General features: G+C 65.6%; 10 protein-coding genes. 9 read left to right on the top strand and 1 reads right to left on the bottom strand.

Features of this window, described 5'->3' with window-relative positions; translation table 11 throughout:
- Positions 1-4 precede the first annotated feature (4 nt).
- The 3 genes from DFR52_RS06270 to DFR52_RS06260 are packed head-to-tail and all read left to right on the top strand — an operon-like array spanning position 5 to position 3896.
- Complete coding sequence (locus DFR52_RS06270; RefSeq protein WP_110030986.1) at positions 5-1615, top strand: acyl CoA:acetate/3-ketoacid CoA transferase; 1611 nt, start codon at positions 5-7, stop codon at positions 1613-1615.
- On the top strand, positions 1612-2394 hold the full coding sequence (locus DFR52_RS06265) for an enoyl-CoA hydratase/isomerase family protein (RefSeq protein ID WP_110030985.1): 783 nt from the start codon (positions 1612-1614) through the stop codon (positions 2392-2394). Before DFR52_RS06270 ends, DFR52_RS06265 begins: the two co-directional genes overlap by 4 nt.
- Positions 2385-3896, top strand: coding sequence for an aldehyde dehydrogenase family protein (locus tag DFR52_RS06260; protein WP_110030984.1), 1512 nt, complete (start codon positions 2385-2387; stop codon positions 3894-3896). The genes DFR52_RS06265 and DFR52_RS06260 overlap by 10 nt, the downstream gene beginning before the upstream one ends.
- 47 nt (positions 3897-3943) lie before the next feature.
- On the opposite strand, the gene DFR52_RS06255 is transcribed toward DFR52_RS06260, so the two are convergent.
- A complete protein-coding gene (locus tag DFR52_RS06255; protein ID WP_245415198.1) occupies positions 3944-4990 on the bottom strand; it encodes a LacI family transcriptional regulator in 1047 nt (348 codons plus the stop codon).
- 339 nt (positions 4991-5329) lie between these two features.
- On the opposite strand from DFR52_RS06255, the gene DFR52_RS06250 reads away from it, so the two are divergent.
- From DFR52_RS06250 to DFR52_RS06225, 6 genes are all read left to right on the top strand, one after another.
- The gene (locus DFR52_RS06250) at positions 5330-6580 is read left to right on the top strand and encodes an ABC transporter substrate-binding protein (protein WP_110030982.1); all 1251 of its coding nucleotides are present in this window, start codon (positions 5330-5332) and stop codon (positions 6578-6580) included.
- A 90-nt stretch (positions 6581-6670) separates the two neighbouring features.
- On the top strand, positions 6671-7552 hold the full coding sequence (locus tag DFR52_RS06245) for a carbohydrate ABC transporter permease (RefSeq protein ID WP_110030981.1): 882 nt from the start codon (positions 6671-6673) through the stop codon (positions 7550-7552).
- Complete coding sequence (locus tag DFR52_RS06240) at positions 7549-8430, top strand: carbohydrate ABC transporter permease (RefSeq protein ID WP_110030980.1); 882 nt, start codon at positions 7549-7551, stop codon at positions 8428-8430. Before DFR52_RS06245 ends, DFR52_RS06240 begins: the two co-directional genes overlap by 4 nt.
- A gap of 3 nt (positions 8431-8433) precedes the next feature.
- A complete protein-coding gene (locus DFR52_RS06235; protein WP_110030979.1) occupies positions 8434-9549 on the top strand; it encodes an ABC transporter ATP-binding protein in 1116 nt (371 codons plus the stop codon).
- 8 nt (positions 9550-9557) lie between these two features.
- Positions 9558-11063, top strand: coding sequence for a GMC oxidoreductase (locus DFR52_RS06230; protein ID WP_425351139.1), 1506 nt, complete (start codon positions 9558-9560; stop codon positions 11061-11063).
- Entirely contained in the window at positions 11060-11836 is a 777-nt protein-coding gene (locus tag DFR52_RS06225) for a 3-ketoacyl-ACP reductase (protein WP_110030977.1), read from the top strand. Before DFR52_RS06230 ends, DFR52_RS06225 begins: the two co-directional genes overlap by 4 nt.
- The last annotated feature ends 8 nt before the right edge of the window (positions 11837-11844 follow it).

The following is an 11844-nucleotide window of genomic DNA, read 5'->3' as shown; positions in this document are numbered from 1 at the left end:
GCGCATGAGCAAGGTCATCTCTCCCGCCGATGCGGCCAGCCTGATCCCCGACAATGCAGTCGTCTCCGTGTCCTCGTCGAGCGGGCTTGGCTGTCCGGACCTGATGCTGAAGGCCATCGGCGAGCGCTTCGAGGCGAGCGGCCATCCGCGCGATCTGACCACGCTGCACCCGATCGCAGCCGGCGACATGAGCGGCATCAAGGGCATCGACCACATCGCCAGGGCAGGGCTGTTGAAGCGCATCATCGGCGGCTCCTATCCGTCCGGCCCGTCGACGTCCGAGCCGCCGCTGATCTGGCAGATGATCGGCGCCAACGAGATCGCCGCCTACAACGTGCCCTCGGGCATCCTGTTCGACATGCACCGGGAAGCGGCGGCCAAGCGGCCGGGCGTGCTGACCAAGGTCGGGCTCGAGACATTCGTCGATCCGGACCGCCAGGGCTGCGCCATGAACGAGCTCGCAGCGGCGGCGCCGCTGGTCGAGAAGGTCGAGTTCGACGGGGAGACGTGGCTCTATTTCAAGGCGATCGCGCCGCAGGTGGCGATCATCCGCGCCACCACCGCCGACGAGGAAGGCAATCTCACCTATGAGCACGAGGGCGCCTATCTCGGCGGCCTCGACCAGGCGCTGGCGGCGCGCAACAATGGCGGCATCGTCATCGCCCAGGTCAAGCGGGTGACCAAGTCGGGCTCGCTGAAGCCACACGACGTCCGCGTGCCGGGCATGCTGGTCGATTACGTCATCGTCGATCCGGAGCAGAAGCAGACGACGCAGACGCAATACGACCCGGCGATCTCAGGCGAGATCTTCCGGCCATTGAGCAGCTTCCGGGTGCCGGAGTTCAATGTCCAGAAGGTGATCGCCCGGCGCGTGGCGCAGGAACTGGAAACGGGCAGCGCGGTCAATCTCGGCTTCGGCATCTCGGCCAATGTGCCGCGGATCCTGATCGAGGAAGGCCTGCACGGGTCGGTGACCTGGGTGATCGAGCAGGGCGCCGTGGGGGGGATCCCGCTCCTCGACTTCGCCTTCGGCTGTGCCTCGAACGCCGACGCCTTCATGCCGTCGCCCTACCAGTTCACCTACTTCCAGGGCGGCGGCTTCGATGCCTCGCTGCTCTCCTTCCTCGAGATCGGCGCAGACGGTTCGGTCAATGTCTCGAAGCTGTCGTTCCGGCCGCATGTCACCGCCGGAGCCGGGGGCTTCGTCGACATCACCGCGCGGGCGAGGAAGATCGTCTTCTCCGGCATGTTCAATGCGGGGGCAAAGCTTTCCGTCGCCGACGGCAGGCTGACGATCGACAAGGAAGGCAAGCTCAAGAAGCTGGTCGCCGAGGTGGAACACGTCACCTTCTCCGGCCCGCGCGCGGTGCTGCAGGGGCAGGACATCACCTATGTCACCGAGCGCTGCGTCATGCGGCTGACGCCGAACGGCGTGATGGTCACCGAGATTGCGCCGGGCATGGATCTTGAGCGCGACGTGCTCGATCAGGCGGATTTCCCGCTTCTGGTTTCCGAAAACCTCAAGACCATGGATGGGGCGCTGTTTGCCGAGCCGCCGATGGGGCTCAGACTGCCGGTCAAGCCGCGCCGCACATTGCCGGGAAGGCGGCCATGACTGATCCGCGTCTGACCATCGGCATCGAAGGCCCGGTTGCGATCCTTGCGATCGATCGCACAGACAAGGCCAATGCGCTCGACATCGGGATGCTGAAGCTCCTGGCCGCCGCCTGCGACGAGATCGACGCCAATCCGGCCATTCGCGTCGCTATCCTGACCGGCACCGGCAAGGCGTTCTCCGCCGGCGGCGACATCAGGGCCTGGGCCGGGATGACGCCGCAGGATTTCGGCCATTCCTGGGTGCGCTTCGGTCACCGGGTGTTCGAGCGGCTGGCGACGCTGCGCATGCCGCTGATCGCCGCCATCAACGGCCATGCGCTGGGCGGCGGGCTGGAACTGGCAGCCTGCGCCGATATCCGCATAGCCGAAACTCAGGTCCGCATCGGAATGCCGGAGACGAGCCTCGGCATGGTGCCGGGCTGGTCGGGCACGCAACGGCTCAGCGGCCGTTTCGGGGCGCAGATCATCCGGCGCATGGTGCTGGGCGGCGAGGTGTTTTCCGCCGACGAGGCGCTGGCACTCGGACTGGTTGACGCGGTGGCCGGGACCGGTGCGGCGCTTGAGGCGGCGAAGACCTATGCGGCGCGGATCGCGTCGCGCGGGCCGGCGGCCATCGAGATCTCCAAGCTGATGCTGGCCATCAGCTCGGGCGAAGACAATGGCGCCGCAGTCGAGGCGCTGGGATCGATCCTGGCCGCCGGAACCGGCGATCTCAAGGAGGGCGTAGCGGCATTTTCGGCCAAGCGCCCGGCGAATTTCAAGGGAGAATGGTTGTGAGTATCCAGATCCGGCCGGCGGCGATCGCCGGGCTCAAGGTTCGCGAATTCGAGATGCTGATCGACGGCCGGTGGACCGGCGGGCAGGGCGGCATCATCGAGCGCGTCGCCCCCGGCCACGGGGTCACGGTCAGCCGCTACCAGGCCGCCACCGAGCTTGACGCCAATCGCGCCATTGCCGCCGCCCGCACCGCCTTCGACACCGGGCCGTGGCCGCGCATGACCGGGGCCGAGCGGTCCAACACGCTGCTGCGCGTGGCCGACCTGATCGCCGCCAATGCCGAAGAGCTGGCCTGGTTTGACGCGGTGGAGGCAGGCAAGCCGATCGCGCAGGTGCGCGGCGAACTCGGCGGCGCCGTCGATATCTGGCGCTATGCCGCAGCCCTTGCCCGCGACCTGCACGGCGAGAGCTACAACACGCTCGGCGACGGTACGCTCGGCGTGGTGCTGCGCGAGGCCATCGGCGTGGTCTCGATCATCACGCCATGGAATTTCCCGTTCCTGATTGTCAGCCAGAAGCTGCCCTTCGCGCTGGCCGCCGGCTGCACGGCGGTGGTCAAACCGTCGGAACTCAGCTCCGGCTCGACGCTGCTCCTGGGCAGATTGCTGATCGAGGCCGGCATTCCGGCGGGCGTCGTCAACATCATCACCGGCACCGGTGCGGCCGTCGGTTCACTGATGACCAGCCACCGCGATGTCGACATGGTCTCCTTCACCGGGTCGACCGGCGTCGGCAAGCTCACCATGCGCAATGCTTCGGAAACGCTCAAGAAGGTATCGCTGGAGCTGGGCGGCAAGAACCCGCAGATCGTCTTTGCTGACGCCAATCTCGAGGAATTCGCCGATGCGGCGGTGTTCGGCGCCTTCTTCAATGCCGGCGAGTGCTGCAATGCCGGCTCGCGGCTGATCCTGCACCGGTCGATTGCCGAAGAGGCGATCGCGCGCATCGCGACGCTGTCGGCCAAGGTCAGGGTCGGCGATCCGCTCAATGACGAGACCCAGGTCGGCGCCATCATCACGCCGATGCATTTCGACAAGGTGACCAATCACGTGGCCGCCGCCGAGGCGGCAGGCGCGGGCATTGCCTTCGGCGGCGGCGGGCTCGATCTCGGCATGGGCCAGTTCATGGCGCCGACCATCGTCTCCGGCGTGACGCCCGACATGGCGATCGCGCGCGAGGAAGTGTTCGGGCCGGTGCTCTCGGTGCTGACCTTCGACACCCTCGACGAGGCGGTTCATATCGCCAATGATGTCGATTACGGATTGTCGGCTGGTGTGTGGAGCGCCGCCATGGACAATTGTCTCGGCGTCGGCCGCCGGGTGCGTGCCGGCACGGTGTGGATGAACACCTTCATGGACGGCGCCTCGGAGCTGCCCTTCGGCGGTTACAAACAGTCCGGCCTCGGCCGCGAACTGGGCCGTCACGCGGTGGAGGATTATACCGAAACCAAAACGCTGAACATGCATATCGGCGCTCGCAGCACTTGGTGGGTGCAGCGATGACCCTGCTTTCCGACACCAGGGCTGGCGGACTGCGTGACCGCTTCGGTTCAGGCGCCGGGAATGGAGAATTGCGGCGGCTGCAGGTCCTGCAGGCTGTCACCCTGCGCGCCGCCAATACGGCCGAGCAGGAACTTGCCCATCTGTTCGCCGGCAGCACTCAGGTCTTCGTAGATGACATCGACCTTGGGCTGGATATGGCCCAGGAGCCGCGAGGTCTGCTTGGCGACCATGTCGTATTCGCAGCCGAGCGTCAGCCCGTGATCGCTCATGCCGGTGATGGTGGCGAGCGCCGAGACCTCGCCCGGGCAGATGAAGCCGTCGGGCAGGTCGGGCAGCGCGGCACGGCGGCGCATGAAATCGTGGATCCTGTCCACCGGACTGTCGAGGTCGATCTCGTCCGGGATCTCGTATCCGGCACCCGATTCGCGCACCGCCGTCATGAAGCCGTAGAGCATGTGCTGGAAGAAGGTGAGGCGCCGGGGCGGCAGCAGGATCATCAGCTTGCGGCGGCCCTTGGCGATCAGCCGGCGGCCGGCCTCGAAGGCGAAGGCGAAATTGTCATAGTCGACATAGGGATGCGGGGTGGAAAATTCCGTTCGGCCATGGGTGACGAAGGGCAGGCCGCTTTCCAGCAGCAGCCGCACGCGGGGGTCGAACGGCTCGGTGCGCGACAGGATGAGGCCGTCGGCCATGCGGTTGCGCAGGATGTAGTTGACCGCATCGACATTGGCGCCATCGAGGAAGTTCGGCGTGACGATGATGTGGTAGGGCGTCGGCTGCAGCGCGCGAGCCAGCCCGTGCATCAGCGAGGTGGCAAAGCCGAGGATTTCCTCATGCGGGTCGAGCAGCACGCTGATGACGTTGGTCCGGCCGGTCTTGAGGCGCTGGGCGGCGCGGTCGGGGAGATAGCCGATCTCGGCGGCGACCTCCTGGACGCGCTTGCGGGTGCCGGCCGAGATCTGCGGCGCGTCGCTGAGCGCGCGGGACACCGTGGTCACGGCCAGTCCGGTGATCGCCGCTATGGTGCGCAGCGTCGGCTTGGCGGATGTCCGCCCGGCAGCCGCCGGCGGATGGATCTCTGGATTGTCACGCACGCGCTCGGGCTTCCTCTTCGGCCGCATGGACCATCGGCCCCGGACGTTAGCCGGGAATGGGTAAGCAGGCAATGTCCGAATGAAAACGTTGCAAACACGACAAGGCGCCCCGCATTGGCGCCTTCGCATGCGCACAAATGCGGAATGTTTCATACATTGCGACGCATTGCGAAGGTTTGCGACGAGCACGGAGACAGCTTGACTTGGGCAAATTTGTAACGTTTTAAATTGGTCCAGCGGCTCAGGCCGTGTGGAAGGATATTCGCCGTCACTGGGACGGCGGGATCGAAAGGCCGATGGTCTCATCTGCCTGATGCAACTTGCTAACGGGAGGAAACGATGCGCAAGTTTTTGACAACGACTGCAATGGCAACCCTGATGATGGGCTTCGGCGGCTTCGCCGCTCACGCCGAGGAAACCGTCGAGGTGCTGCACTGGTGGACGTCGGGCGGCGAAGCCGCCGCTCTCGACGTGCTCAAGAAGGATCTTGAAAGCAAGTCCATTTCCTGGGTCGACATGCCGGTGGCCGGCGGTGGCGGCACCGAGGCCATGACCGTGCTCCGCGCCCGCGTCACGGCCGGCAACGCGCCGACCGCCGTGCAGATGCTCGGCTTCGACATTCTCGACTGGGCCAAGGAAGGCGCTCTCGGAAATCTCGACGACGTGGCCGCCAAGGAGAACTGGGACACCGTGATCCCCACCGCGCTGCAGCAATTCTCCAAGTATGACGGACACTGGATCGCGGCACCGGTCAACGTGCACTCGACCAACTGGGTGTGGATCAACAAGGCGGCCCTCGACAAGGCCGGCGGCAAGCAGCCCGAAAGCTGGGAAGAGCTGGTGGCGCTCCTCGACAAGTTCAAGGAGCAGGGCATCACGCCGGTCGCCCATGGCGGCCAGCCCTGGCAGGACGCAACCATCTTCGACGCCGTCGTGCTCTCGCTCGGCAACGATTTCTACAAGCAGGCCTTCATCGATCTCGACCCGGCAGCGCTGGGATCGGACAAGATGAAGGAAGCCTTCGACCGCATGACCAAGCTTCGCTCCTATGTCGACGACAACTTCTCGGGCCGCGACTGGAATCTCGCCTCGGCCATGGTCATCGAAGGCACGGCCGGCGCGCAGTTCATGGGCGACTGGGCCAAGGGCGAATTCGTGAAGGCCGGCAAGGTGCCGGGCGAGGACTTCGTCTGCATGCGCTTCCCGGGCACGCAAGGATCGGTGACCTTCAACTCCGACCAGTTCGCGATGTTCAAGGTGGCCGACGAGAAGGTGCCGGCGCAGCTGGTGATGGCGTCCGCCATCGAGAACCCGACCTTCCAGTCGGCGTTCAACGTCGTCAAGGGTTCGGCGCCGGCGCGCACCGACGTCTCCGACGAAGCCTTCGACGCCTGCGGCAAGAAGGCCATCGCCGACCTCGCCGAAGCCAATACCGACGGTTCGCTGTTCGGCTCCATGGCCCACGGCCACGCCAATCCGGCGTCGGTGAAGAACGCCATCTATGACGTCGTGACCCGCCAGTTCAACGGCGACATGTCGTCCGAGGAAGCCGTCACCGAACTGGTGGCAGCGGTTGCCGCCGCGCAGTAAGCGCGCCTGACATCGTCGGGGCGCGCGCCGATTTCGCCGCGCGCCCCGCAACCAGACACGTGCCAGACAAGTGAATGCCGGGGAGGGATCATGGACAACCGCAGCAGGCTACAGGAACTCCTGCCGAAGATCGTGCTGGCGCCGTCGCTGATCGTGGTGCTGATCTTCGTCTACGGATTCATCGCCTATACCGGCTTTCTGTCGATGACGGATTCCAAGATGCTGCCGTCCTACGGCTTCGTCGGGCTGAGCAACTATTCCAAGCTCTGGGCGCTGCCGCACTGGTGGCGGGCGATCTCCAACCTCGCCATCTTCGCCTCGCTCTACATCGTCATTTCCTCGGTGCTGGGACTGGGGCTGGCGATCCTGCTCGACCAGAAGATCCGCGCCGAAGGCCTGCTCAGGCCGATCTATCTCTACCCGATGGCGCTGTCCTTCATCGTCACGGGGACTGCGTGGAAATGGTTTCTCGACCCCGGCATCGGACTCGAGAACACCATGCATCTGTGGGGCTGGGACAGTTTCTCCTTCACCTGGATCAAGGACCGCAACTACGCCATCTACTGCGTCGTCATCGCCGCCGTCTGGCAGTCGTCGGGCTTCGTGATGGCGATGTTCCTGGCTGGCCTGCGCGGCGTCGACAACGAGATCATCAAGGCGGCGCAGATCGACGGCGCCTCCACGGTCACCGTCTACCGGCGGATCATCATTCCGATGATGCGGCCGGTGTTCCTGTCGGCCTTCGTGGTGCTCGCGCATCTGGCGATCAAGGCCTACGACCTGGTGGTGGCGCTGACCGGCGGCGGACCCGGGCAGGCGACCGAACTGCCGGCCACCTTCATGTATTCCTACACCTTCACCCGCAACCAGATGGGCATCGGCGCCTCCTCGGCGATCATCATGCTGGCGATGATCTTCTCGATCATCATCCCCTATCTCTATTCCGAACTGCGCGGGGAGAAACGTCCATGAGCGGCTCCAACACATCCAACGCCATCAGCCACGACCGGCTGACGCGGGCGGCGATCTACGCGGCGCTGATCCTGTTTGCGGTCTATTACCTGCTGCCGCTCTACGTGATGCTGGTCAATTCGGTGAAGCCGCTCGAGGAAATCCGCCAGGGCGGAATGCTCAACCTGCCCCGCGAATGGACCATCGAGCCATGGCTGACGGCCTGGTCGACGGCGCAGATCGGCGTGCAGCCCACGGGCCTCAGGCCGTTCTTCATCAACTCGCTGCTGATGGTGGTGCCCGCCGTGGCGATCTCCACGGTGGTGGGCGCGCTCAACGGCTACGTGCTGACCAAATGGCGCTTCCGCGGCTCGGGCATCATCTTCGGGCTGCTGCTCCTGTCCTGCTTCATCCCGTTCCAGATCGTGCTGATCCCGATGGCGCGGATCCTCGGCATGCTCGGCATCGCCGGCACGGTCGGCGGGCTGATCCTGGTGCATGTGGTCTACGGCATCGGATTCACGACGCTCTATTTCCGCAACTACTACGAGGCGTTTCCGACCGAACTGGTACGGGCGGCGCAGATCGACGGCGCGAGCTTCTTCCAGATCTTCGGACGCATCCTGCTGCCCTCGTCGGGACCGATCATCGTCGTCTCGGTGATCTGGCAGTTCACCAACATCTGGAACGACTTCCTTTTCGGCGCCTCATTTTCCGGCGCCGATTCGACCCCGATGACGGTGGCGCTGAACAATCTCGTCAGCTCGTCCACCGGGGTGAAGGAATACAATGTCCACTTCGCCGGCGCGATCCTCGCCGCCCTGCCCACCCTCATCGTTTACGTCGTCTCCGGGCGGTATTTCGTGCGCGGCCTGATGGCCGGCGCCGTGAAAGGTTAGACCATGTCATTTCTCAGGATCGAACATCTGCGCAAATCCTACGGATCGCTGGAGATCCTCAAGGACATCAGCCTGGAAATCGAGGAGGGCGGCTTTCTCGTTCTCGTCGGACCGTCGGGCTGCGGCAAGTCCACACTGCTCAACTCGATCGCCGGGCTGGAACCGATCACCTCGGGCGACATCCTGATCAACGACAAGTCGGTGGTGGGGCTGCATCCCTCCAAGCGCGACATCGCCATGGTGTTCCAGTCCTACGCGCTCTATCCGAACATGACGGTGGGCGGAAACATCGCCTTCGGCATGGAGATCCGCGGCGTGCCCAAGGAAGAGCGCGAGGCCTCGATCCAGCGCGTGGCCGACATGCTGCAGATCGGGCACCTGCTCGACCGCAAGCCGAGCCAGCTCTCCGGCGGCCAGCGCCAGCGCGTCGCCATGGGCCGGGCGCTGGTGCGCGACCCGCAGGTCTTCCTGTTCGACGAGCCGCTGTCCAATCTCGACGCCAAGCTGCGCATCGACATGCGCACCGAGATCAAGCGGCTGCATGCGCGGATGGGGACAACCATCGTCTATGTGACGCATGACCAGGTGGAGGCGATGACGCTGGCGACCAGGATCGCGGTGCTGAAGGACGGCATCCTGCAGCAGTTCGGCTCGCCGTCGGAGATCTACAACAATCCGGAGAATGTCTTCGTTGCCGATTTCATGGGCTCGCCGGCCATGAACCTGCTCACCGCCCGCGTCGAGGCCGACGGCAGCGCGCTGCGGGTGTCGCTTGCCCGCGACGGGGGCGAGCCGCTCAGGCTTTCGATCCCCAACGCGCCGTCGGGCCTGTCGAACTACGCGGGCAAGGAGGTCCTGTTCGGCATCCGGCCCGAGGCGCTGACCGACATGGACGGCGCCGACCGCAATGCGGGTTCCATCGGCGAGGGCGACTGCCTGATCGAGGTGGTGGAACCCGCCGGCTCCGACACCTTCGCCGTCACCAGGCTCGGAGGCAAGGAAGTCGTCGCCCGGCTGCGCGCGGATGCCGACATCCGCGCCGGCGAGACCTCGCGGCTGGCGTTCAACCTCGACAAGGTGGTCTATTTCGATCCCAAGACCGAACAACGGATCCGCTGAGGCAATCGATGATGCAGCCCGACATCGTCATCATCGGTTCCGGCATCGGCGGCGCCACCGTCGCCTCGGGCCTCGCCGCCTCGGGCGCCAGCATCGTCATCCTGGAGGCGGGCGGGCACATCGCCGACCTGCCGGTGAACCGCGACCAGCGGGCGATCTTCCAGCGCGGCCATTTCCGCCCGAAGGAATTCTGGCACGAACACGGCGGTGCTGCCTTCAATCCCGGCAACTACTACAATGTCGGGGGCAATTCGAAGTTCTACGGCGCGGTGCTCTATCGCTACCGGCGCGAGGATTTCGCCGAGATGCAGCATCTCGAAGGCGTCTCGCCGGCCTGGCCGTTCGCCTACGAGGAACTGGAACCCTGGTACTCGAAGGCGGAGCAACTCTTCAACGTTCGCGGCGCGCTGGGCGAGGACCCGAGCGAGCCTGTGCATTCGAGCCCCTATCCGTACCCGCCGGTCCCCGAAGAGCCTGCCATCGCCAGGGTGCGTGCTCGGCTGAAGGCCAACGGGCTGCACCCGGCGTCGCTGCCGCTCGGGGTCGACATCGACCGCTGGATGGCCAAGGCGAAGACGCCGTGGGATGCGCATCCGAACTCGGACGACGGCAAGATGGACGCGGAGACCACGGCGCTGGCCGCGGCGCTCAAGCACGCCAATGTCAGCCTCGTCACCCATGCGCGGGTCACGGGCCTGGTGTCGGGCGAGGACGGCAGAACGATCAAGTCGGTGCGCTACATCAAGGACGGGGTCGAGGAGAGCCTGTCGCCGAAGCTGGTGATCCTGTCGGCGGGTGCCGTGCAATCGGCAGCGCTGCTGCTGCGCTCTGCCGACGCACGCCACCCCAACGGGCTCGCCAACGGCTCCGACCAGGTCGGGCGCAACTTCATGAACCACAATTCCAGCGCGGTGATCGCATTGTCGCCGTCCTACCGCAACGACTCGATTTACCAGAAGACCTTCGGCCTCAACGACTACTACCTCTCCGATGGCGCCGGCGGGCCGCCGCTCGGAAACATCCAGCTGCTCGGCCGGGTGTCGGGCGCGATCCTGAAGGCCAACATGCCGTATGTGCCGGAGGTCCTGCTCGACGCGATCTCGGCGCATGCGATCGATTTCTACACCATCACCGAGGACCTGCCGCATCCCGAAAGCCGGGTCAGCGTCGACGGCGAACGCATCGTGCTCAAATGGACGCGCACCAACTGGCAGTCGCATCTCAGGCTGGTGGCAAGGCTGAAGGCGGATCTGAAGGCCGCCGGCTTCCCGCTGGTGCTGTCGCGCTCCTTCGACAAGCGCACGCCTTCGCACCAGTGCGGCACGGTGCGGATCGGCCTTGACGCGGCGACGTCGCCGCTCGACGTCCATTGCCGCGCCTTCGAGCACCCGAACCTGTTCGTCGTCGACGCCTCGTTCCTGCCGACATCGGCGGCCGTCAACCCGGCGCTGACCATCGCCGCCCAGGCGCTGCGCGTGGCCGATCACATCACCCGCGAGGATTTGCGCGCATGACCGAAGCCGCACGCCCTATCGCCATCGTCACCGGCGGTCGTCGCGGCATCGGCCTCGGCATCGTCCGGGCGCTGGCGCAGTCCGGCTTCGATATTGCCATCACCGGGCTTGAGGACAGCGATGCTGAATCCTCGAGCCTCATCGACGAGCTGGGGGACATCGGCGCCAGCGCGATCTATGTGCAGTCGGATCTCGCCGATCTCGCCGGCCACCAGCGGGTGGTGGATCTCGTCACCGGGTCGCTGGGGCCGATCGCATGCCTCGTCAACAATGCCGGCATGGCCTCGGTGGTGCGCGGCGATTTCCTCGAGATGAAGCCGGAGAACTTCGACCGGATCCTCTCGGTCAATCTGCGCGGCACGGTGTTCTTCACCCAGGCGGTGGCGCGGTCGATGCTCGCCGGTGGGGCCGGGACCGCGCGCAGCATCATCACCATCTCGTCGGTGTCGGCGGAAATGGCGTCACCCGACCGCATCGACTACTGCATCTCCAAGGCCGCGCTCGCGGCTTTCAGCCGGAGCCTGGCGCTCAGGCTGGCCGAGCCCGGCATCGCGGTGTTCGAGATCCGGCCCGGCATCATCCGCTCGGACATGACGGCGAAGGTGTCGGAGAAATATGACCGGCTCATCGGCGAGGGCCTGGTGCCCGCGGGGCGCTGGGGCGAGGCGGAGGATGTCGGCAAGGCGGTGGCGGCACTCGCCGGCGGGGCCTTCGCGTTCTCCTCGGGTTCGGTGATCCATGTCGACGGCGCGCTGTCGGTTTCCAGGCTCTAGCAACGGTG

Origin of the sequence: Hoeflea marina (assembly GCF_003182275.1) — a bacterium.
Taxonomy (GTDB): Bacteria; Pseudomonadota; Alphaproteobacteria; order Rhizobiales; family Rhizobiaceae; genus Hoeflea; species Hoeflea marina.
Note: the sequence above shows the minus strand (reverse complement) of the source record. Positions and strands in the feature narration are given on the sequence as shown.